The sequence below is a fragment of the Rufibacter ruber genome, assembly GCF_014138425.1.
GTDB classification, from domain to species: domain Bacteria; phylum Bacteroidota; class Bacteroidia; order Cytophagales; family Hymenobacteraceae; genus Nibribacter; species Nibribacter ruber_C.
In genome coordinates, this window is record NZ_JACJIQ010000003.1 from 81,081 (window position 1) to 103,644 (window position 22,564).

15 protein-coding genes and 1 tRNA gene are annotated in these 22,564 nt (G+C 53.2%); 6 read left to right on the forward strand and 10 right to left on the reverse strand.

Annotation, left to right across the window (positions count from 1 at the left end):
* Positions 1–200 precede the first annotated feature (200 nt).
* Entirely contained in the window at positions 201–773 is a 573-nt protein-coding gene (locus FHS90_RS04650; protein ID WP_182512095.1) for a transposase, read from the forward strand.
* 235 nt (positions 774–1,008) lie between these two features.
* Here FHS90_RS04650 and FHS90_RS04655 read toward each other — a convergent pair.
* The 5 genes from FHS90_RS04655 to FHS90_RS04675 all read right to left on the reverse strand — a co-directional run bounded on the left by FHS90_RS04655 (position 1,009) and on the right by FHS90_RS04675 (position 5,347).
* Positions 1,009–1,092: transfer RNA gene (locus FHS90_RS04655), tRNA-Leu, on the reverse strand.
* 46 nt (positions 1,093–1,138) lie between these two features.
* Complete coding sequence (locus FHS90_RS04660) at positions 1,139–1,678, reverse strand: iron-sulfur cluster co-chaperone HscB C-terminal domain-containing protein (RefSeq protein ID WP_066836054.1); 540 nt, start codon at positions 1,676–1,678, stop codon at positions 1,139–1,141.
* A gap of 214 nt (positions 1,679–1,892) precedes the next feature.
* Complete coding sequence (locus FHS90_RS04665) at positions 1,893–2,414, reverse strand: ankyrin repeat domain-containing protein (protein ID WP_241499033.1); 522 nt, start codon at positions 2,412–2,414, stop codon at positions 1,893–1,895.
* A 96-nt stretch (positions 2,415–2,510) separates the two neighbouring features.
* Positions 2,511–3,749, reverse strand: coding sequence for a glutamyl-tRNA reductase (gene hemA / locus FHS90_RS04670; protein ID WP_182512097.1), 1,239 nt, complete (start codon positions 3,747–3,749; stop codon positions 2,511–2,513).
* A 77-nt stretch (positions 3,750–3,826) separates the two neighbouring features.
* On the reverse strand, positions 3,827–5,347 hold the full coding sequence (locus tag FHS90_RS04675) for a catalase (RefSeq protein ID WP_182512099.1): 1,521 nt from the start codon (positions 5,345–5,347) through the stop codon (positions 3,827–3,829).
* Between the two features lie 559 nt (positions 5,348–5,906).
* On the opposite strand from FHS90_RS04675, the gene FHS90_RS04680 reads away from it, so the two are divergent.
* Together FHS90_RS04680 and FHS90_RS04685 are read left to right on the forward strand one after the other, a co-directional pair.
* Positions 5,907–6,590: a response regulator transcription factor gene (locus FHS90_RS04680; protein WP_182512101.1), complete on the forward strand. Its 684-nt coding sequence runs from the start codon at positions 5,907–5,909 to the stop codon at positions 6,588–6,590.
* Positions 6,587–7,951, forward strand: coding sequence for a sensor histidine kinase (locus FHS90_RS04685; RefSeq protein ID WP_182512103.1), 1,365 nt, complete (start codon positions 6,587–6,589; stop codon positions 7,949–7,951). Before FHS90_RS04680 ends, FHS90_RS04685 begins: the two co-directional genes overlap by 4 nt.
* A 471-nt stretch (positions 7,952–8,422) precedes the next feature.
* Here FHS90_RS04685 and FHS90_RS04690 read toward each other — a convergent pair whose 3' ends face one another.
* The 5 genes from FHS90_RS04690 to FHS90_RS04710 all read right to left on the reverse strand — a co-directional run bounded on the left by FHS90_RS04690 (position 8,423) and on the right by FHS90_RS04710 (position 15,731).
* Positions 8,423–11,566 (reverse strand): efflux RND transporter permease subunit, encoded by a 3,144-nt coding sequence (locus FHS90_RS04690; RefSeq protein ID WP_182512105.1) that lies wholly within the window; start codon positions 11,564–11,566, stop codon positions 8,423–8,425.
* 143 nt (positions 11,567–11,709) lie between these two features.
* The gene (locus FHS90_RS04695; RefSeq protein ID WP_182512107.1) at positions 11,710–12,822 is read right to left on the reverse strand and encodes an efflux RND transporter periplasmic adaptor subunit; all 1,113 of its coding nucleotides are present in this window, start codon (positions 12,820–12,822) and stop codon (positions 11,710–11,712) included.
* 20 nt (positions 12,823–12,842) lie between these two features.
* Complete coding sequence (locus FHS90_RS04700) at positions 12,843–14,153, reverse strand: TolC family protein (RefSeq protein ID WP_182512109.1); 1,311 nt, start codon at positions 14,151–14,153, stop codon at positions 12,843–12,845.
* 151 nt (positions 14,154–14,304) lie between these two features.
* On the reverse strand, positions 14,305–14,595 hold the full coding sequence (locus tag FHS90_RS04705; protein WP_066836060.1) for a putative quinol monooxygenase: 291 nt from the start codon (positions 14,593–14,595) through the stop codon (positions 14,305–14,307).
* Between the two features lie 356 nt (positions 14,596–14,951).
* Positions 14,952–15,731 carry an SAM hydrolase/SAM-dependent halogenase family protein gene (locus FHS90_RS04710; RefSeq protein ID WP_182512111.1) on the reverse strand — a complete coding sequence of 260 codons (780 nt, stop codon included), beginning with the start codon at positions 15,729–15,731 and terminating at the stop codon, positions 14,952–14,954.
* Positions 15,732–16,165: 434 nt separating this feature from the next.
* Between FHS90_RS04710 and FHS90_RS04715 the strand changes: the two genes are divergently transcribed.
* The 3 genes from FHS90_RS04715 (at position 16,166) to FHS90_RS04725 (ending at position 22,553) form a co-directional block, all read left to right on the forward strand.
* Positions 16,166–17,209, forward strand: coding sequence for a PhoH family protein (locus FHS90_RS04715; protein ID WP_182512113.1), 1,044 nt, complete (start codon positions 16,166–16,168; stop codon positions 17,207–17,209).
* Between the two features lie 603 nt (positions 17,210–17,812).
* Positions 17,813–19,897 (forward strand): ComEC/Rec2 family competence protein, encoded by a 2,085-nt coding sequence (locus FHS90_RS04720; protein ID WP_246386699.1) that lies wholly within the window; start codon positions 17,813–17,815, stop codon positions 19,895–19,897.
* A gap of 97 nt (positions 19,898–19,994) precedes the next feature.
* Positions 19,995–22,553, forward strand: a complete 2,559-nt coding sequence (locus FHS90_RS04725; protein WP_182512117.1) for an ATP-binding protein — start codon at positions 19,995–19,997, stop codon at positions 22,551–22,553.
* The last annotated feature ends 11 nt before the right edge of the window (positions 22,554–22,564 follow it).

Genomic DNA, 22,564 nt, shown 5'->3' on the forward strand with positions numbered 1-22,564 from the left:
ACAAACCCATCTCTTTTTGAACATTGCTTTATCATGGGAAAAAATACGTTTTCAATCTCAAAGAATGGTTAATGAAATATAACAGTCAGCGCTGCGTAGAACCACGTCGTTACAGGGTAACGACGCTACATTTTTGTTTTTGAGCCCCTTTTAGAAAAGGCGGCTGAAAACGGTTGGTTGCCCTTTTCGTTTATCCTTTTATGGCCAAATTTGATATGTTCAGCAAAAGCGCCCGCCGTTTAAAGGGCTATGACTATCGGTTGGAAGGACTATATTTCATCACGATTTGCACGCAAGACCGTTATCCATATTTTGGCGAAGTAGTAAACGGGGAAATGGTTTTGTCAGATGAGGGACAGATTGCCCATGATTATTGGCTTGATCTGCCAAAGCATATGCCTCATCTATTTCTGGGTGATTTTGTAGTGATGCCAAACCATGTGCATGGAATAGTGGGACTAGAGGGAATTCTACGTGATGGTTCCACCTTAGAGGACAATAAGGCCTTGCCGTATAATGGCATTACCGGTAAAAACGAGTTTATGGCCAACTTAGCACCTAAAGCAGGTTCTATCTCCCATGTTATAGGCTTTTACAAATCCATCTGCACTAAAATGATCAGGAGTGTGAGTACCGAGCCGTTCGGGTGGCAGCCTCGTTTTCATGACCGCATCATTAGAAATCAACGAGAGCTACTTCTCATTGAAAATTATATTTTGAATAACCCTTCTAAATGGCAGGAAGACCGGTTCTATAAACCTAATACCGAATAGAAACTGCAATGTAGCGTCGTTACCCTGTAACCACGTGTCTCCATGCAACAAAATCGGTTATCCAAAAATAGGCCCATATCCAAAGCAAAAAAGGGGCAAAAATGTATGGTACGGTTCAATGAAGCAGATCCAGTTACTGCTGTGTAGAACCACGTCGTTACAGGGTAACGACGCTACAATCAAATCATCTGAAAACAAAAAAGCCTTGCAAACTTTCGTTTACAAGGCTTCTGAGTACCCAGGGCCGGAGTCGAACCGGCACATCCGTGAAGATATTGGTGTTTGAGACCAACGCGTCTACCGATTCCGCCACCTGGGCAAATGCTACTTTTCGGTAGATTCTGAAAAATGAGGCGCTAAACGCTTTATTCGTCAGAAGAGGATGCAAACTTATTCAATGATTCCTTTATACGCAAGAGGTAGCGCTGTTTTAGGTAGTAATTTTTTACCTGCTTCAATGCTTCTGCCTGTGCCTCAGGAGATAATGTTGAGTAAGATTCCAGCACCGGCCAGATTTCAGCCTTCAGCTCGCCTTCTATCTGCTCGGTTTGGTCCCGCACCACTTTGTAGGTCATGGAGTCATAGTCCATCTCCAGCTCCATCAACTGCTCGTTCAGCTCCATTACCTCCATCAGGAAATCCTGCGGCAGGTCGTTCTGGCCGCCTTCCTCCAGCAGGCCGTGCTGCTCCAGAATGTACTGCATGCGGCGGTCAAAATTGGAGAGCGTGCGGTAGGCGTTGGTGTTGAGCGTGGACTTCTCCAGAATCTCCTGCTGCTTTTCCTGCGGTTCCAGCGTGTAGAAGTCGGGATGATATTCGCGGCTCAGGGCGTAGTATTTGGTTTGGATGGCTTTCTCGTCGGGCAGAAAGCTTTCCGGCAGGTCATAGAAGTGGAAGTAGTTCATGGGCTACTCAGTTTTGGTACAGGTTGTGAAAGACAGGTGACACTGGGGCGGCACCGGGTAAAATTACTCCATTCCCGCCAATTTGTTCCAGTTTTGGCCTGATTCTGAAAAAACAGGCCAAAAACGGAAAATCACTTCCTCTGATGACAGATGAACAACAAATGCCGGGCATAAGCCGCGGCATTCTGTTGAAGCTTTATTAAGTGGTCTAAGCTTATCTCTTCAGCAAAGCGGCCGCTTCTACGTTGCCTTGTTGCTCAGCTAAGGCCAGGGCGGTCAGGCCCCGCTGGTCTTTGAGGGAAGCATCGGCGCCTTTTTGCAGGAACAGCTTGACCAGCTCATTGCGCCCGAACATGGACGCAAACATGAGGGCGGTGCCGCCGTTGCCGTTCTGCAGGTTCAGGTTGGCTTTGTGCTCCAGCAAGAGTTGGGCAATAGCCAGTTCGCCTTTGAAAGCGGCTCCCATTAAAGCGGTATTGCCGGTCAGATCCTGGTGGTTGACGTTGGCCCCGGCTTTAAGCAGCGCAGCGGCGGCCTCGGCATGGCCATTATAGACGGCAATAATCAAAGGAGTAAAGCCTTTGGGATCGGTGGCGTTCACATCGGCTTTGTTCTGGAGCAGTTGCTGAATAGCTGCTACGTCGCCGGTTCTGGCGGCAGAGATCAAATCTGTGTTCTGGGCGAAGACGGCCGCGGGTAATAAGAAGAAGCAAAGTTTTAAAATGAGCGTTTTCACGGTGTTTTTCTAAAAATAGGTTAAAAACAGAAATCAAGTGGCGAAGATGGAGGCTTGGGCAAACCGCCTTCTGTTGAGTTAAAGATGAACTGCGCTTTAAGCAAGTTGAAACAAGGTTTGCAATGATTCCAGCAGCAATTTTCTGTCAGAGCCTTGGGTGCTCTTCAGGATACCGGCAGGTCTGCGGAGCAACTGGTTCAAGGTGGTGCTCGCCAGCGCAGGGGAAGGAGTTTTGTCGCCTGAGCTGTTGATTCGGTGCTGCACTTCGGTTTCCACCACGTGGGCCAACAGGCGTTTCAGCTCCTGCAGGGTATGGGCCACGGGTATATCCTGCAGCCAGGCTTCAAATTCCTGCGCCTCTTCTTCTATGATCCGCTGCACATCGGCAATGGAGATTTCACGCAGTTTCTGCACGGCCTGGGTTCGGCGGGTGATGTCGTCCATGTTCACCAGGGAGATGCCGGGTACCAGTTCCGCTTCGGCGGGAATGCTGAGCGGTACGGCCAAATCCAGCAGCACGCGTTTTTTCTGCGGAAGGTTTTGCAGCGTAGGCAGGGAAATCACCTGACCGCCGCTCACGCAGGAGATCATCACCTCAAACCGGGCCAACTCCGTTTCCAATGACTCAAAGGGCAGCACCTGACCATTGACGGTGGCGGCCAGAGCCTCGGCTTTCTCTTGGCTGCGGTTGGTAAGCGTGATGTGGGTAAACCCGAAGGAGGCGGCATACTTGGCTACATCGGTGCCCAACTGGCCGGAGCCTATGATAAGCAGGTTCTTCTGGGCAAGGCTCTGGCGCGGGAAGAAATCGGTGACCCGTTCCAGGGCCGCGTAGCCCACCGAGGAAGCGCCCGCTCTGAAAGACGTTTCATTGTGCACGCGTTTGTGCGTTTTGAACAGCGACTGGAAAGCATGGTGCAGCAAGGGGCTGGTGGCCTTCAGTTCATTGGCTCGCCCGTAGCTTTCTTTGAGCTGGCCAATAATCTGGCGGTCGCCTAGTACCTGCGAGCGCAAACCTATGCCCACTTCCAGCAGGTACCGGAACGTCTCCTGGCTTTGAGTGAAGTGCTGGAACAGGGGTAGATAAACCTCTGAGTTGCCAATCTTTTTGAACGCCAACAGTTCCTCCAACACCTGCGCGGTAGAGGGGCCTTCTGCCTCAAAATAAACCTCGGTGCGGTTGCAGGTAGTCACCAGGACAGCTCCCGCCACCAACGCTTTTTCCTGTAGGCTTTGCAGAAAGGCAGCCGCTTCTGCGTCAGTAAACTGGAGCGCCTCTCTGTACTGGACAGCAGCCGTCTGGTGCGAAAGGGAAAGGGCCTGCAGTGTGTTCACGTGTGTTGCATCTTAGGTGAAAAGCGTGGAACAGGCCGGGCAGAAACCACCCGGCTTGTTCTGTATGGTAAAGTAGATTATTTGGAAGTAAGCGCCTGTACCTGGGTTTTGTCCAGTTTCAAGGCCTTGATGAGGCGCGTGCCATAATCGGCATCGGCTTGGTAAAAATAGCTCACCATTTTGTTCAGCACTTCTTTGCTTCTGATCTGGCTCATGTCGCCGGCCAAGTTGCTGATGAGGTGCTCTTTCTCGGTTTTAGACAGGGAACGGTACAGGTCACCGGCTTGCTGGAAGTTGTTCTGCTTGCTGATGGCGCGCTGCATGGTCTCGGCGTTTATCTTCTGGGTAGAGTAGTGGAACTGGGCATTATCTGTGAAAGACGGGTGCGCCGTGCTGGGCTGGTAGTTCACGTCTGATGCCGTGGTGCGGTTGCTCAACACGCCGTTCTGGTTGTAGCTGTTCACTTCTACTTTAGGGGCGTTCACCGGAATACGCTGGAAGTTGCCGCCCAAACGGTAGCGCTGCGTGTCAAAATACGAGAACACGCGGCCCTGCAACAGACGGTCTTCTGACGGTTCAATGCCGGGTACCAGGGTGCCGGGCGCAAACGCAGCCTGTTCCACCGACTCAAAGAAGTTGTCTGGTACTTTGTTCAGGGTCATCTTGCCAATCTTTTTGCTCGGCGCGATGTTCTCTGGCCAGATCTTGGTAGGGTCCAGCGGGTTGAAGTCAAACTTGTCCAGGTCCTCGGGCTTGATCATCTGCACCGACAGCTCCCAGGCGGGGAAATTGCCTTTGTTGATCTCAGCGTACAGGTCTTGGGTGGCGTGGCTGTGGTTTGTGGCTTGCACCTGGGCGGCTTGCGCCGAAGTCAGGGTTTTTACGCCTTGCTGCGAGGTCCACTTGTATTTCACATAGGTCACTTCGCCTTTGGCGTTCACCCATTTGAAGGCGTGTACCCCAAAACCATCCATCTGCCGGAAGTTGGCCGGAATACCCAAATCCTGGTACAGGTAAGTGAGCATGTTGGTGCTTTCGGGCTGGTTAGACAGGAAGTCGAACACGCGGTGGTTGTCCTGGCGGTTGTAGATTGGCGACGGCTTGAACGAGTGCACCATGTCTGGGAACTTGATGGCGTCTCTAATGAAGAACACCGGCAGGTTGTTGCCCACCAGGTCATAGTTGCCTTGGTCTGTATAGAACTTAACGGCAAAACCCCGTGGGTCACGCAGAGTTTCCGGAGAACCGGCTTCGTGCACCACGGTAGAGAAGCGCACAAATACCGGTGTCTTTTTGCCCGGCGTGTTGAACAGAGAAGCTTTGGTGAAGGCAGAGTTATCGGCGTAGTTCTCAAACTCCCCGAAGGCACCGGCCCCGCGGGCATGTACTACGCGCTCGGGAATCCGCTCGCGGTCAAAAGAGGCCAGTTTCTCAATCAGATGCACATCGTCCAGCAGCACCGGACCATTCTCACCAGCCGTTCTGGAGTTCTGGTTGTTCCCCACCGGAGCGCCGGTATTGGTAGTAAGGGGTTTCTGCGCAAAAACCAGCTGGCTACCAGCCAGGAAGGTTAATAAGAGTAAGGGTTTTCTAAGCATTTTGGGTTTAGTAAAATAAATCATGGCCCAAAATTGCCGGGTTAAAGCTTATTGTTCAAATCGATAATAAAGATGATATGATAGATAAAAACGATGATGCGTTTTAATTAGTTCTTTACTATATAGATGCAGAACCTTGAGGCTGGTTGAAAATCTTGCGGCGGAGCAAAGGAGGCGCTGGTTGACTTGTGATATAAGGGACCATTAGCTATGTTTTCGCCAGAGGTTCTTAAAGAGTTGGTTCTGGGGCAGGCATCTGCTTGTGCTGCCGTTTTCGGCCTGTTTTTCTTAAATCAGGACTATACTAGGGAAACACCAGCTACTGCAGGCGCAACCATCCGCTTGCGGAAGATAACCAACCCTCTGATCCAATGTGGTTGGCGGCCTACCCACTACCCCAATGGCACAGAAAGACTTAAAGGAAAAAGAGTCGCCGTCCTGCTGGCTGTGCATTAACAGGCAGCCATTTGCTCTCTTTATTTGCGTAATTTTACCTTGGGCTTGCTACAGGTTTGCAGGGGAGTGGGATAAGGGGGAAAGAACAAGCGTATCAGAAAACATGAAAATACTGGTCATTGAAGATGAGCCCAACGTGGCCGCATTTATCAAACGCGGCTTACAGGAGCAGACGTTTGAGGTGGAGGTGGCCTATGACGGCAACACGGGTAAAAAGCTGGCGCTGCAGAACGAGTACCAGGTCATTGTCATGGACGTGATCTTGCCCCACCTCAGCGGGCTGGACCTGTGCCGGCAGCTGCGCCAGGAACAGCTGCGCACGCCCATTCTGCTGCTCACGGCATTGGGCACCACAGATGATGTGGTAGACGGTCTGGAAGCCGGGGCCGATGATTATTTACCCAAGCCCTTCAAGTTCAGAGAGCTGGTGGCGCGGGTGCGGGCATTGGCGCGGCGGGCAGAACCAGTGACTACCAGTCATCTGCTGCACGCCGGAGATTTGACCATGAACCTGGATACCAAAGAAGTGACCCGGGCCGGAAAACCCATCCACCTCACCGCCCGTGAGTTCGCCCTGCTGGAGTTTTTCCTGAAAAAGCAGGGCAAGGTGCTTTCCCGCGTAGACCTGCTGGAAAACGTCTGGGACCTTAACTTTGACCTGGGCTCTAACGTGGTAGATGTGTACGTGAACTACCTCCGCAACAAGATAGACAAAGACTTTCCCGCTAAGCTGCTGCACACGGTGGTGGGCATGGGCTATATGCTGAAGGAGCCGGAGAACGTATGACTTTCAGAAACCAACTCACCCTCACGTTTGCCGGCCTCACCACGGTCATTCTCGTGGTCATCATCAGTGTGATTTATCTGGTGGCAGAGCAGTTTACCCGCCGGCAGTATTTCCAGCGGTTAATGGACCGGGGCATTGTGGCGGCGCAGATGTACCTGGAGCAGGACGAATTCAGTGCGCAGCGGCTCCAGAAAACCCGCCGCAAGTTCTTCCAAAGCCTCTCAGAGGAGCGGTTCGCCATTTATGACCATAACCGGCAGTTGCACGTGGCCTCAGATAGCGCCGGTCTGGCGGTTCCGCCTAAGGTCTTTGAGCAGATAAAAACCAAGGGCGAAACCGAATTCTGGCAGCAGGGGCAGCAGGGGGTGGGGCTCTGGTATGAAGACAATGAAGGTGATTTCTATGTCATTGTCATTGCCCAGGACATCACCGGTGCCGGTAAACTGCAGAACCTGCGCGAGGTGTTAATCATCAGTGTGCTGCTGGGTTGCCTGGTGATGGTGGCAGCCGGTCATTTCTTCGCCCGAAGGGTGCTGCAACCCATTGTTGCCATTGTGCAGGAGGTGAACAAAATAAGGGCGTCTAACCTGCACCTGCGGGTGAAGGAGCGGCCCGCCCGTGATGAAATTGGTGAACTGGTCCATACCTTCAACCAGATGCTGGAACGCCTGGATACGTCTTTTTACATGCAGAAAAGTTTTATCGCCAACGCCTCCCATGAGCTCCGTAACCCGTTAACCGCCATCAGCGGCGAGCTGGAAGTTACCCTGATGCAGGACCGAACGCCCGCTGACTACAAAGCGTCTCTGCAAACGCTCCAGAAAGAGACAGACCGGCTGGAAAAACTCACCACTGATTTGATTCTCCTGGCCCAGACCGGCTTTGATGAACAGGAGATTAGAAAAGAGCGCGTTCGGGTAGATGAAGTCCTGCTGGAAGTAAAAGTGGAGCTGACCTATTCCCTGCCGCAGAACCAGATTCAGGTTGACCTCTCCACGTTACCGCCAGACGCAGACCGGTTGACGGTGTTAGGCAGCCGGAGTCTTCTGCAGATAGCCTTCAAAAACGTACTGGAGAACGCCTCAAAATTCTCAGACCACCAGCCGGTTCAGGTGTCACTGTCCTGGCGGGGAACGCTGCTAACGGTAACCGTGCAGGACCAGGGGATCGGGATTCCGGAAGCCGAAATAGACCGGGTAAAGGAGCCTTTCTACCGTGCTAAGAATGCCCGTGACCGAATGGGTACCGGCATAGGACTGACCATGGTAGAAAAGGTGCTGCGGCTGCATGGCGGGGAAGTGAAAGTGTCTTCCACTTTAGGTAAAGGAACAACCGTTATTTTACTGTTGCCATCAATGTAACAGCTTCTTCTTTCGGTGAATATAATGGTGCTGCCGTTTTCGGACTGTTTTTAGAAAAACAAGCTGAAAACGGCAGCTAACTGTAGAACAGAAGCCTTTGGCTCCCACTTTTACAGTTCTCAGGTTTATTCCAAATTTATTCCGTAAGAAAGGCCTCTAATTCCCGTTGCTGTTCCAATTTCAGATTTCCTGGAATCTCTCTGGTGCGGAAGTTACTTCCTTGCCTTTTTTAAAAATTCCTTAATAAGGCTATACTATCACTAAGTGGCCATTGCAGGGTTAATAGGCTTCGTTTTTCTTTCTCATAACTTCGGAGAAGTTAAGGATGAGAGTTTCCTGTTTTCGGTCTGTTTTCTTAAAAACAGGCCGAAAACAGGAGTTGGCTGAAAACAAAAGAGGTGGCCAAAAACCACCTCCTTTCACTCAAAACAAACGCGCTGAAACACAATGGAACTGTTCAACCTGTTAAAACTAGGCAGGAACGGCTTCTTCTAACCGAACCCTGCGGTACTTGGTTTGTTTCTGTCTGAGTGTTCTCTTGTACACGCTGTCAAAGAGCAGCGGGAAAATAAGCAGGGTCAGAATGGTAGCGCTAATAAGGCCGCCAATCACCACTATGGCCAACGGTTTCTGGGTTTCTGAACCAATACCCGTGGAAAGGGCGGCGGGCACCAACCCGATGGCGGCCATCATGGCAGTCATGACTACGGGACGGGTACGTTCGGCTACGCCTTCTTTAATGGCCTGCATCAGGGGCATCTGTTCCTCCAGGTTCTTCTTGAACACTGAAATCAGAATCACGCCGTTCTGCACGCAAATCCCGAAGAGGGCGATAAACCCAACCCCCGCCGAAATACTGAAATTAGTATTGGTGAGCAGCAGGGCCAGAATACCGCCAATGAGGGCAAACGGCACGTTCAGAATCACCAGGGCAGCGTCACGGCCATTGCCGAACAGCGCGAAGAGAATCAGGAAGATGAGTACCAGACTCACCGGTACCACCTGCATCAACCGGTCAGTGGCGCGTATCTGGTTTTCAAACTCGCCTTTCCACTCCAGGTGCATGCCTTTGTCCAGCTGAATGGCCTGGTTTACTTTCTCCTGCGCCTCTTTGATGGTGCTACCCAGGTCACGGCCACGTACCGAGAATTTAACGGCAATAAAGCGGGCGTTGTCTTCGCGGTACACAAAAGCGGGGCCGGTGACGGTGCTGATTTTGGCAATCTCGTTGAGCGAGATATTGCCGCCGTGGCTGGTGGGCACCCGCAGGTTCGCCAGCTGTGCTTCATTGTTCCGGAACTCCTGCTGGTACCTGATTCTGATGTCAAACTTGCGCTCGCCCTCATAGAGGCTGCTGGCGCCTTTCCCGCCAATGGCCATCTCAATCACCGCCTGGGCATCTGCCGGGGAGACTCCGTAAGAAGCCATGCGCTGCTGGTCCAGCTCTACCCGCATTTCGGGCTGGCCGATGAGGCTAATCACGCCCAGGTCGTCAATTCCCTCAATCTTATTGAGCACGCTGTACACGCTGTCGCCCAGCACCTCCAACCGCTGCAGGTTATCCCCGAAGACTTTCACGGCCATGGAGCCTTTCACCCCAGACACGGCCTCCTCCACGTTGTCCATAATGGGCTGGGAGAAGTTGAAGCTGATGCCCTGGTATGAAGCCAGCCTTTGCTGCATCTCGTCAATGAGCTGCTCCTTAGAAATCTTGCGCTGCCAGTCATTCTTGGGCTTGAGGTCTACGTGCAGCTCAATGTTGAAGAAGCCGGTAGGGTCGGTGCCGTCATTCGGCCGACCGGTCTGCGACATCACCTGTTTCACCTCGTCAAAGGCGCCGATGGTTTTGCGTATCTTCTCCGTCATCTCCACCGACTGCTGCAGACTGGTACTCATAGGCATGCTGGCCCGCACGTACACCGCGCCCTCGTTCAACTGCGGCAAAAATTCTGAGCCCAGAAACTTGAACAGGTGCAGTCCCACACCCATCACCACCATGGCCACTACCAGACTGGCTTTTTTATTCCGGTAGGTGAACGAGAAGCCTTTGAACACATACTTGTTGATGAAGTTCACAAACGGGTTGTGCTTCTCCCGCACATTCTTGTTCAACAGCATGCTGCTCAGCACCGGCACCAACGTAAGGGTGAAAAGCAGTGCACCCAGCAAGGCAAAGCCCAGCGTGTACGCCAGTGGCGAAAACATTTTCCCCTCAACTTTCTGGAACGCGAAGATGGGCAGCAAGGCGGTGATTATGATAAGCTTGGAGAAGAAGATGGACTTACCCAGGTCAACGGCGGTTTTCTTGATGATGCCGCGTTTTGACAAGGCGTTGAAACGGGGCATTCCCAGCTCATGCGCTTTCTTGTCCAGCACCACAAACAGTCCTTCCACCATCACCACCGCCCCGTCAATGATAATCCCGAAGTCAATGGCCCCCATAGAAAGCAGGTTGGCCGACATACCTTTGAGGCGCATACACACAAACGCGAAGAGCAGCGCCAGCGGTATAATGATGGCTACGGTGAGCGTAGTGCGCCAATCGGCCATGAAGAGGAACACAATCACGGTCACCAGCACAATGCCCTCCAGCAGGTTGTGGGTCACCGTGGTGGTGGTGAAACCAATGAGGTCAGAGCGGTCATAGAACGGCACAATCTTCACGTCATCGGGCAGTACCACATCGTTCAGTTCAGTGATTTTGCTTTTGAGGGCCGCCAGCACCTCGCTAGGGTTCTCGTTCTTGCGCATCACCACAATGCCTTCCACCAGATTGGTTTGCTCGTCACGGCCCACGTTGCCCAGGTTGGGCAGGTGTGATTCTGCCACCGTGGCCACGTTCTTGATGAGCACCGGCACGCCCTGCCGGTCTGTGACCATCACGTTCTCAATCTCATTAATGTTGTTGAGCTGCCCAATGCCGCGCACCACGTAGGCCTGGCCGTTTTTCTCAATCACATCACCACCCACGTTGAGGTTGCTTTTGGCAATGGCCTCATACACGTCTGGGGCGGTGATGTTATATTTCCCAATCAGGCTGGGGTCTACGCTCACCTCGTAGGTTTTTATTTCTCCCCCAAAACTCACTACGTCGGCAATGCCTGGCACGCCCTTCAGTTTGCGGTCGATCACCCAGTCCTGAATGGTTTTTAGTTCGCGTACATCCTTGGTCTTGCTTTCAAGGGTGTAGCGGAATATCTCGCCGGTGGGCCCCGCAGAGGGTTGCATCTCGGCGTCTACACCTTCCGGTAGGTTTACCGTGGCCAATTGGTTGGCCACCAGCTGACGGGCATGGAAATCGTCTACCTCGTCTTCAAAAATCATGGTCACCACCGACAGCCCGAAGAGGGAGATGGAGCGCAGGCTGGTCTTTTTTGGCACCACGTTCATTTCCACCTCAATAGGAATGGTCACAAACTTCTCCACTTCCTCGGCACTGCGGCCGGGCCATTGGGTAATAATTTGCACACGGGTGTTGGTCACATCCGGGAACGCCTCAATGGGCGTGTGCATAAAACTTATCACCCCCGCCACCACAATGCCAATGGTCATAAAAAAGACCAGGAACCGGTTCTTAAGCGAGAATGCAATGATATTTTTGATAAAAGAATTCATCTGGAAAATGTCTTTACAGATTGTATGAGTGCCTTGAGTCCAGCTGAAAAGAAGTCAAGGTCACAAGCATTATTTTATTCTGTTTTCGGGCTGTTTTTCAGAAAACAGCCCGAAAACGCTCCCACCAATTGGCGCAGGAAAAGTTATTTTGCTTTGGAGGCATTGTAGACCAGCAGCGGGTATTTGCTCACCACCTGCTCGCCTGCCTCAATGCCGCTGGTGAGGTAGGCCGTTTGCCCCATGGTCTGGTATAGTTTCACCTCTCGCTGCTCCACGTCACAGCGCTTACGGTACACCATCACGTAGTTTTTGCTTTGGTCAAACACCAACGCATGGGCAGGAATGGCCATAAGCTGTTTGTCTTCGGGGTACTCAATTCTGATGTTGGCGAACATCTCGGGTTTAAGTGAGAAATCAGGATTATCCAAGCGTACCCGCACTTTCATGGTGCGGCTCTCGGGGTCTAGTACATTGAAGATTTTGTCAATTTTGCCCCGGAAGACTTTGTCAGGATAACTTAAGGTAGTCACCTCGGCGGCGTAGCCCTCTTTCACCTTGGCAATGTCAGACTCAAAAACGTTGGCCATGACCCAGATTTCATTCATGCTGGAAATGGTGAACAGGTTGGTGTCATTGTCTGAGCGAATCTGCATGTCGGCGTTCACGTTCTTCTCCACCACAAACCCGGCAGAGGGCGCCTTTACCACGTACTCAGACCCTTTGCCAATGCTGTAAATGCTGAAGACCTGTTTCATGCGCTGGGCCTCGGCCTGGGCGATGTCTCTTTCCCGCTGCGCCGCCAGCACATCCTGCTCAGAGACTAACCCAGACTTGGCCATGTCTTTGGCCACCTCCAGGTTCTTCTGGGCCACCTGCAACGCAGACTGCGCCGCAATACGCTGTTGCTCAAACTCGGCTATCTCACTGCTTCTAATCACGGCCAGTGTCTGTCCTTTCTGCACGTAATCGCCTAACTCTACCTTTACACTCTGCACATGGCCGCCCACCAGCGGGAAAATCTTGAAGACCTTCTTCTCATCTAAGGCAATCTTGCCTACCAGCTGCAGCTGGTTGTTCACGTTCTGCATCCGGGCCGAATCCAGCTTAATCAATTGGGAAAGGGTATCAGTGAGGCAAAGCTCTTTATCTGCCAACGCAGCACTGGGAATTTGATTTTTTTCCTCAGAGCAGGCAAAGAAGAAGGTGCAGCCCGTGAGCAGAGAGAACAGAAGCGGCGTGGTTATCTTATTTTTCATGGTATTCACAGAGGATAGGTTTAATAGGTGATGACAGGGGTGCCCACGGCAAAGTTTATTTCCTCCAGGGCGCGCAGGCGGTTGGTGCTGAGCTCCAGCAGTTGGGTCATGCTCTCGGTGTAGGTCTCGTAGTAATCCAGAAACTCAATGAGGCTGAGGTTGCGTCGCATGAAGTTGGAGGTAACGCCATCTAAGAGCCGGTCAAAATCACTTCTGAAGTTGGGGTCAAAGGAGTTGTAGAATTGCTGAGCCTCCTGTGCTTTTTTGAACGCCTGCATCACCTCGGTCTCCACGGTCAGTTGCTGCTGTGCCAGTAGGTGCTGGCTTTGGTCTATCTGGTGCTGCGCCATTCTGATGTTACCCTGGTTGCGGTTAAAGAGGGGCAGCGGCAGCGAAAAACCTACGCCGGTATAGTTCCTGATGAAGTTACTCTGGCGGTCATAGTTGGCGCTGATGGTGATGTCGGGCACAGCCATGGCTTTCTGTAGTTTCAGGTTCGCCTCCTGTAACTGCACCACGGTCTGGGCGGCTTTCAGGTCATAGCGGTTCTCCTGCGCCGTCTCCAGCAATTTGCTGAACGTAAGCTGAGTGGGTGTGGCTGCGTTTAAGGTGTTCTCTTCCAGCGTTGGGACCAGCACCGTAGTGGCGGGGGTGCGGGTCAGCAGCCTTAGTTCAGATTGCGTTTCCTCTATCTCATTGAGCAGGCTCAGCTGCTGGTTGCCCAACTGGAACAGCAGGGCTTTCAGGCGGGTGATTTCCTTGAGCGGAATATTGCCTTTTTGGTACTGTTCCTCCAGCGCCGTGACCAGTTGCTGCACGGTTTGCGTTCTTTCCCGCAGTATTTTCAGGCCCTGCTGCTGGTAATACAGCTCCACCATGTTGGTGCGCAACGTGAACCTGAGCGTACGCAGCAAATCAAAGAAATCCTGCTCGGTGAGTTGCGTCTCCAGTTGTTCTACCTGCACCCGCTTGTTGCGTTTGCCCGCCAGGTACACCAGCTGCTCCAACTGCAGGAACGTCTGTCCGTTGCGGCTCACATCAAAGTATTTGCCGTTCTCCGGGTTGTACACGCTCTGGTCAACCGTCAGCACCGGGTTCTCAAACAGCTTGGCCTGCAGAATAGCCGCCCGGGAAGCCTCAATCGCCGATTTCTGCGCCAGCAGCGGCAGGTTGCGCTCCTGAAACAGCTGCTCGGCCTGCGCCAGGGTAAGGCGCAAGGAGTCAGCAGGGGCGGTGGCGGGAACGGTACGTCCTGCAGTTGAATGCGCTGAAACTGGCTGGAGCAGACACTTCAGCAAAACCAGCGCAAATAGAAAAATGGGTACTCTCATGGGTAATTCTTTTTTTGAAGAATGCCCAAAACTAGAGTACCCGTATTATAGGTTGATTAGAGCCAGATTAGAGAATGATTAGAGAGGGGAAAAGCGGCCAGCAAAAGCCGGAAACCCATATTTGCTGACGGTGTTATTGAAAAATAAATAACTAGACGGCTGCGGGCTTGAAAGAAAAAGCCTGGGCGGGCTCAGAGAACAAAGCCTTGGTGGGTTTCCAGACAGAGCCGAACAATTCTGATTTGCGGTAGTTGTTCAGGGCTTCTTCAGAGTCCCAGAGGCTGTAGGTGCTGTACACGTGGGGCAGGTGGTAATCCTGGAGCAGGTCCACCCGTTGACAACCGGGAAAAGCGGCAATCTTCTCTCTGGACGCTTTGAAGATTTCCAGAAACGCCGGCACCCTGTCTTCCAGAAACGTCATTCTGACTATTCGTATCAACATTTTTTAATTAGGAATTAGTTTTTCCTTGAACGTCTGTTTCCGGGCTGTTTTGGCCAAAACAGCCCGGAAACGCAAAAGCAGTGTTCCCTCTCCCTGGAGGAGAGGGCTAGGGTGAGGGGGCCGCAGGAGCTATGAAACAAAAACTATTCCCATCCTCCCCAAACCTAAAATATCATTCTGCTTCGGCGTAGCCGTAGTCTTTACAACGGGAGCCGTGATTTCCCTCATCCTACCCTTCTCCCAGAGGGAGAAGGAACTCCGCAGTTTGCGTTTTCGGCCTGTTTTGGCCAAATCAGGCCGAAAACGTGAATTGAAATGCAAGAAAAAATTCTCAATTCCTATTTCCCAATTCTTAATTACTCCACCGGGTCTGGGGCAAAGCGTACTTCTACGGGTGAGTCAAAGTACATGCCCAACAGTTCAGAGGCGTGGCCTTTGTTGATGCCAATAGTCAGGAAGCCCTGACGGTTGAACAGGGCCACGCAGTCGCCTTCGTTGGGTTGGTTATAGCGGGTACTGATCCGGTCAATGACCTCCCGGTTAAAATGGATAGAAGATTTTCGGCCGTGGCCAATGGCGTCAACGCTGTCTCGGGTAATGTCGGTGATGAGGTTGCCGTAATGGTCTACGTGCACCACGTGGCCAATAATGTTGTGGTCGTTGAGGCGCAGCTGGCGGTTAATGCGTTGGAGCATGCCATCGGCGAGTTCGCCCACCTCGGCCATGCTGGCGCCGTTGGCCAGCGCTACGGCAGCAGGCGCCATGATATCCCGCGCGGGCGAAGAAGACTCCGGCTGCTCCGGCAGGTCCACCAGCTGCTCCGGGTCGCCGTCGGTTAACAGAGACAGCAGGCCGTTGTCTGCGCAGACAAAGTAGTGCCCGTTGTAGCGGGCCACCTGGTAGCGGCCGTTCTTGCTGCCATGGGTGTCTACGGCCAGCAGGTGCACCGTACCCTCGGGGAAGTCTCTGTACACTGAGTTGATCACGTGCAGCCCGTGGGCAATGTTGAACGGATCTATGTGGTGCGAGATGTCAACAATGACCTGGGTAGGGTTGAGCGTCAGAATTTTAGCTTTAACAGCTGCCACGTAATGGTCAATGGTCCCGAAGTCAGATAAAAAGGTGAGAAATCCCATGGGGAACGGTCAGTCAAAAGAACTTTAGTTTTTCTATATTTGTCTTAGAGGTAGAGCAAATTCTGATTTTGCAGACGCAAAACGGCAAAGGAAGGTTCTGCGCATAAGGTTTTTAAAGCATCGTAGACGCGCTACGGTGCCAGAAAAGCGTGAACGCAGGTTCTTGCTGAGAGCTTGTTTACATTTTGATTTTGCAAGCGAAAACGGGGAGCGAAAGGTTCTTCTATAGCGATTTTCTCGCAGCATAGCAGCGCTATGGTGCGAGGAAAAGGCGAAGACAGGTTCTTTAGATACCCGTTTGCAGCGCAAAAGACAAATTTAAACATGCTTTGAGACGTTTTGCAGCGCAAAAGGCAAATTTGGATTAACTCGCATAACAAAACTACTACAATTTCAGTAGAAGCACGCACAAACTGATTTAAACAACTTCGCCTTTGGTAGAAAAAACAATAACCCTAGAGAACATCTCCCTGATAGATTTCCTGGGTCTGGAGAACCAGAACATAAAACAACTGGCCGCCGCTTTCCCCAGCAGCAAGATTATATCTCGCGGCAATGAGATTAAAATCCAGGGCCAGACGCCTGAGATTACCAAAATACATGAGATCCTTTCTTCGCTGATTGAGCACTACCACCAGTACGGCAAAATCACCGATAAGAGCGTCCATAAATTCCTGACCGCCGACAACGACTTTGAGGACGATGTGGTCATCACCAGCCCAGACGTGATTGTGTACGGCAGCAAAGGAGGCGTGATCAAAGCCAAAACCCCCAGCCAGCACAAACTGGTGGAGGCCGTGGCTAAGAACGATCTGGTGTTCGCCCTGGGGCCGGCCGGTACCGGTAAAACCTTTATCTCGGTGGCCATGGCCGTACGCGCGCTCAAGAACAAAGAGGTGAAGAAAATCATCATTTCCCGCCCCGTGGTGGAAGCCGGTGAAAGCCTCGGATTCCTGCCCGGCGACATGAAGGACAAAGTAGACCCGTACCTGCGGCCAATCTATGACGCGCTGGAGGAGATGATCCCCGTGGAGAAACTCAAGTACTACTATGAGAACAAAATCATAGAGATCGCGCCCCTGGCGTACATGCGCGGACGTACCCTGAACAACGCTTTTGTGCTGCTGGATGAGGCACAGAATACCACGCCCATGCAGATCAAGATGTTCATGACCCGTATGGGCCCTACGTCTAAAGTGATGATCAACGGTGACCGCACCCAGATTGACTTGCCGCGCAACCAGCGCTCAGGTCTGATTGAGGCCATGACTGTATTGAAAGACATCAAAGGCATTGGCTTTGTAGAGATGCAGGCCGAGGACGTAGTGCGTCACCGCCTGGTGAAAAGCATTGTGGAAGCCTACACCAAGTTTGACGACAAGCGCCAGAAAGAACGCGAGGAGCGGGAGAAGAACGGTGACTTTGACAACCAGGACGCCCCGCGCCGCCGCCAGAACTTCAGACGCCATGAAGATTAATCAGTAAGCGAATCTGCCTCAGAACAGAAAGTGTGTTTTCAGCCTGTTTTTCAGAAAACAGGCTGAAAACACACTTTTTCTTTTGGGGGAAGGCTTTCCCAATCCAAAAGACGAAGCACTTGTAGAAACTGTCTGCTCTTCTGTTGTTATGACTAACAAACCTATTAAAAGTGGCTATTCTGCTTGTTTATGAGAACACCTACAAGGGCGAGGGTGCATGAGTACCTGTTAAGTTCTACCAAATGGGAAGTCGCTCTCCCGGATTTGCAATCCGGAAACACGTATGTGGGAATTTGTAATCCCCATTATGTATCCTTTGGGTCACCACCGCTGCGGATTACAAGTCCGCGAGATACTTCCGTTCAGGATTACAAATCCTGAACAGCGGAAATTATACACATTCCGTCCCCCTTTGAAGGGGAACGGAATGCGTACAAAAAACTCCTTTCACGCAAAATCTATAAAGCACAAACCCGCTCCCAAACCAAATTTCATTATCCCAATTCGGCACAGCACGTACACCGCAGAGAATGCAACAACGCTGCAGAGACATGAAACATACTGGTACTAAGTCTAATGCCTAGAATTGCTGTCACCGGAACTATGCGCCCATTGGGGGCCTTTCTTCTGGGCATTCTCCTGTACCAGGCCACAGGTCCCCATGTTCCCTTTGCGGGGATAGGGGCAGCTTTTTTCGTGCTCCTGTTCTTGGGGGCCTGGTGGTATGCGAAGAAGAAACCACTGACAAGGCGCCGCCGGGTGGCAGGGGTGGCGGGCCTGCTAATGGTAACGGCGCTTTCATTTTGGAGCTGTTTTCTCAAAAACAGGCCAGAAACGCTACCTGTTGCTCCTGAGGCTGTTTCGCACGCTCAGGTAACCTTGGTAGAAGGAGTGGCGGTAAAGCCCAATACCGTGAGTACCGTTGGCCGCCTGTCGGCAATTAAGGTTAACGGGAAGTGGGAGCCCGCCCACGGGAAAGTGGCGTTGTTTTTTGCCCGCTCCCCCCAGACAGACTCACTGCGGTACGGGCACCAGCTGCTGGTGAAAGGCTCCTTAGCTGAGCCGGCACCCCCCGCCAATCCGTTCCAGTTTGACAATCAGCAGTTCCTGGCCCGAAAGCACATTCAATGGCAGGTGTATGTGACGCCAGACCGGCTGCTCATTACGGGTTCTGATCCCCCATCTGCCCTCAAAGCACTCAGCTACCGTTTACGCAGAACCATGGAAGAGGCGTTTGCTACTTACCTTCCCCAGAAACGGGAACTGGCCATTGCCCAGGCCCTGGTCTTAGGGGTAAAAGATAACCTGGACCCCTCCTTGCGCAATACCTACTCCCGCACGGGTACCATGCACGTACTGGCCGTTAGCGGGCTGCACGTGGGTACCTTCTATGCGTTGCTGTTCTTCCTGCTGAAGCCCCTGCGCACACGCCGGAAGGGGAGGGTGGTGGTAGGGCTTGCGCTCATCCTGTTTCTGTGGTTTTACGCCTATCTTACCGGGCTGGCCCCCTCTGTGCTGCGGGCGGTCACCATGTTCACCATTGTAGAAGCCGGGATGCTTCTCAACCGAAAAGCCAGCGTCTTGAATTCCCTGAGTGTGGCAGCCATGGTTCTGCTGGCGCTGGAGCCAAACTTGCTTTTTGATGTAGGGTTTCAATTGTCCTTTTCGGCGGTGGCCGGAATTGTACTTCTGCAACCTCTCCTCACCAGGGTCTGGGAGCCGGGGAACAGGGTGGTGCGGTTTTTCTGGCAGTTGGGTACGGTGTCAGTGGCGGCGCAGGTGGCAACGGCACCGTTAGGCTTCTATTATTTTCACCAGTTCCCGCTGTACTTTGGGGTCACTAATCTGTTTGCGGTTCCCCTGGCCACCGGGGCATTGTGGGTGGGAATCTTTTTGCTGCTGCTTTCGCCTGTGCCTGGCCTGGCAACATGGGTGGCAAAGGTGTTGCAGGGAATCCTGTGGCTCATGAACGAAGGGCTGCATCTGGTGGAACAGTGGCCCACGGCTGTGCTGGATGGATTTGTCATTACCCCCGGCCAGGTGCTGGCCCTCTACCTCCTGGTTCTAGCGGTGGTGTTATTTATTCTGCGCAGGCAGTTGTCTTGGCTCACAGCAGCAACCCTCTGCCTGGCGTTCCTCTCCGGTACAGAATTGGCAGAGGCCCATCGGCTGCGCCGAAAGAAGGAGTTGGTGATCCATAGCGTGAGAAAGAGCAGTGCCACCTCTATTCTGCAAGGCAGGCAGGTGACGTTCTTGGCAGATTCGGGCTTCTATGCCCAGCCCCAGAATTTTGCGTACCAGGTGCAGCCGCTGTGGTGGGCGCGGGACGTGCGGGAAGAGGTGCGTTTTGGGCCTGATTTCCAGAAAACAGGTCAAAAACAGCAAGTGCCGGTACACGTGACCCCACCCGGAAACCGGCTGGTGGTGTGGCAGGGGAAACGTCTGCTCTGGCTGAATAAATTACCTAAAGCGCTGGCCCAACCGGTTAACGTAGAGGCTGTGGTGCTGCAGCACAACGTCTGGGCCCCGGTAGAGAAACTGGCGGCTGTGATGACTACCAGGGTAGTGGTGCTGGATCAGACCAACTCCAGAAACTATGTGCAACGCAGAAGACAGGAGCTGACGGAGGCGGGGTACCGGGTGCACGTGCTGGAGCAGGATGGGGCATGGTGCATCAGGCTGCCATAGCGCCCGTACGGGTGGGTTGGCCGGGCGGTTTGGGAGAAATTTTGTACTTTTATGGTTAGGCAGGCCGTTTTGGCTCATTCACTAACCCAACACCAGCATGCCCAACGTAAAAGAAACATTCTCCCTGCACTCCATCAGGGGCAAAATAATTGCGGCGGTGCTATTGGGTGCGGTGGCCGTGCTCATGTCCTGGACCATTACGCAAAAGGGCTTTCAGGAAATTCTACTGACCGTTGAAGAAGTATCAGCCCCCAATGAGAAGCTGCGCACGGTCAACTCCCTCTTTCAAAGCCTTACCCAGTTAGACCAGTTACAGCGCACGCACGCCAACCGCAGCCCAGAAAAGCCGCAGGAGGTGTTCAGGAAGAAAGTAGACCAGATTCAGCGCACGCTGGATTCCCTGAGAGACTACCGGACCGGCAACCCCCAGCAGCTGCAACTCCTGGACTCCCTGCAGGCCAAACTGCTGGAACGGGAGCGCCTGTACGGCAAGTACCTGCAACTCCGGGCCGAGATGATTCAGAACGAGGCCCTCTCCCGGCGCATCAGGTCTATTGCCAAGGTCATTGCCACTAGCCAGCCACAGATTGACAGCACGGTGGTCACCGCCAGCAAGAAAATCACCACCACCACCCTGGTGCCTACTGAAGAAGGGCAGGCGGCGCCCAAAAAACAGAAACCGTCATTTTTCAGCCGGTTGTTTGGCGGGCGTAAAGGCGAGGGGCTGCCCCCGGCGTTAAAGCAGGTAGAAGAGGAACTGCAGGTGCAGGTAGATACGCTGTCTATAGCCCGGCAAGACGGCGCCCTCTGGAAGGTGGAGAAAATGATGCGCAAGGTGGAGCAGGAGCACCATCAGCGCACCACCCAACTGTTGAACCGGGAAATGGAATGGCTCACCGCCAACAGTCAGCTGCATACCCAGCTGTTAGGGATGCTGCGCGCCCTGGAAGAAGAGGAGCTGGCCGCGGTGCGCCGTACCAACCAGGCCGCCATGGGCGTGGTCAATCAAAGTATTGCCCGAATTGACAATATTATGATAGTCTTCTCGCTGGGGGCTATGCTGCTGGTCTTTCTCATCTTCCTGGACATCTCGCGCAGCAACAGATACCGCAAACAACTCATTGCCGCCAAAGAAGAAGCCGAGCAGCTGGGGCAGGTGAAGCAGCGCTTCCTGGCCAATATGAGCCATGAGATCAGGACCCCGCTCCAGGCCATCTTAGGGTTTTCAGAACAGATCAAAGCGCAGCAAACACCTTCTAAGCTGGCCGTGGAGGCAATTCATCAGTCTTCAGAGCACCTGCTGCACATTGTGAACGAGGTACTGGACTACAGCCGCATCTCGTCTGGGAAATTCTCTTTTGAGCAGCGGGAGTTCAACCTGCACCAGCTGGTAACAGAAGTGATAGAAGCCATGCAGTTGCCGGCGCGTAAAAAGCTTCTAAAACTTGTGCTGGTGTATGAACTGGAGGGCCAAAGGCAGTTGGTGGGAGACCCCTTCCGCCTGCGGCAAATCCTGTTTAACCTGTTGGGGAACGCCATAAAATTCACAGAGGCTGGCCAGGTGACACTCACCGTGTCCGGCACCCATCCCGGTGATGCGGCTATGGTGTGCTTTGAAGTCAGAGATACCGGCATCGGGATTCCGGCCCATAAGCTAGAGACCATTTTTGATGCCTTCAGGCAGGCAGATGCCGCCGTTGCCCGCACCCACGGCGGCACCGGCCTGGGCTTAAGCATTGTCAAAGCGTTAACCGAAGGGCAGGGGGGCACCGTGCAGGTGCAGAGCGTAGCGGGCGAAGGCACCGCTTTTAGGGTGCAGCTGCCACTGGTTGGGGTACCGGCGGGGGCCGCGGTAGCAGAGGCCGCACCCGTTCAGGAAGTAAAGCAATTGGCAAAAGCGGGCAAAGTGCTGGTGGTAGATGATGATCTGTTCATTCTGCAACTGTGTGGCGCCATCTTGCAGAAGCACCACTTCCCGCATTTTTGTACCTCCCAGTCCAAGGCACTGCTGGAACAGAAATGGGAGGAAGACGTGAAACTGGTTTTGCTTGACATCAGAATGCCCCACCTGAACGGAATAGACCTGTGCCGGAGCCTGAGGGCGAGAATACCAGCAGACGTGCAGATTTTCGCGCTTACGGCGCAGGCGCTGCCAGAGGAGCGGGCCTCCATTCTGGCGCAGGGCTTTGACGGGTTGCTGATGAAACCGTTCAGGGAGCAGGAGCTGGTGGCGCTGGTGAGCAGTAAAATCCTTCCGCTTTCCCTTGATTTTAAACGAGAGGCGGCGTCTGTGGGCGAAACCGCCCTTAACCTGGAGGCGCTGCGCAACATGCTGGGCCCGGAGGAGGCGCTCCTGCGGGCGGTCTTGCAGCAGTTTGTCTCTGAGACGGAACAGGATGTGCAGCTACTGGTTTCGGCGCTGGCCGCCCAGGAGCGGGAGCCGGTGCGGGAGCAGCTGCACCGGCTGGCCGGGCGGGCCGGTCAACTGGGAGGCGAAGAACTGGCCCGGCAGCTCAGGGAGCTGGAAGGGGCGCTCCAGCAACAGGAGCCATTGCCCCTGTTGCAGCCCCGCATTCATGCACTGGTGCAGAAGGTGTTAGGCCTGAAAGACGCCGCCCGGCGGCAACTGGGGGCGACACAAGAAGCGGTTTCCTGATAGATGACGTC

Bases quoted from the DNA above. Each gene is read 5' to 3' on its own strand.
- FHS90_RS04650 (WP_182512095.1), top strand. From the start codon at position 201: ATGGCCAAATTTGATATGTTCAGCAAAAGCGCCCGCCGTTTAAAGGGC.
- FHS90_RS04685 (WP_182512103.1), top strand. From the start codon at position 6,587: ATGACTTTCAGAAACCAACTCACCCTCACGTTTGCCGGCCTCACCACG.
- FHS90_RS04690 (WP_182512105.1), bottom strand. From the start codon at position 11,566: ATGAATTCTTTTATCAAAAATATCATTGCATTCTCGCTTAAGAACCGG.
- FHS90_RS04710 (WP_182512111.1), bottom strand. From the start codon at position 15,731: ATGGGATTTCTCACCTTTTTATCTGACTTCGGGACCATTGACCATTAC.
- FHS90_RS04695 (WP_182512107.1), bottom strand. From the start codon at position 12,822: ATGAAAAATAAGATAACCACGCCGCTTCTGTTCTCTCTGCTCACGGGC.
- FHS90_RS04725 (WP_182512117.1), top strand. From the start codon at position 19,995: ATGCCCAACGTAAAAGAAACATTCTCCCTGCACTCCATCAGGGGCAAA.
- FHS90_RS04705 (WP_066836060.1), bottom strand. From the start codon at position 14,595: ATGTTGATACGAATAGTCAGAATGACGTTTCTGGAAGACAGGGTGCCG.
- FHS90_RS04660 (WP_066836054.1), bottom strand. From the start codon at position 1,678: ATGAACTACTTCCACTTCTATGACCTGCCGGAAAGCTTTCTGCCCGAC.
- FHS90_RS04720 (WP_246386699.1), top strand. From the start codon at position 17,813: ATGCGCCCATTGGGGGCCTTTCTTCTGGGCATTCTCCTGTACCAGGCC.
- FHS90_RS04680 (WP_182512101.1), top strand. From the start codon at position 5,907: ATGAAAATACTGGTCATTGAAGATGAGCCCAACGTGGCCGCATTTATC.
- FHS90_RS04675 (WP_182512099.1), bottom strand. From the start codon at position 5,347: ATGCTTAGAAAACCCTTACTCTTATTAACCTTCCTGGCTGGTAGCCAG.
- FHS90_RS04700 (WP_182512109.1), bottom strand. From the start codon at position 14,153: ATGAGAGTACCCATTTTTCTATTTGCGCTGGTTTTGCTGAAGTGTCTG.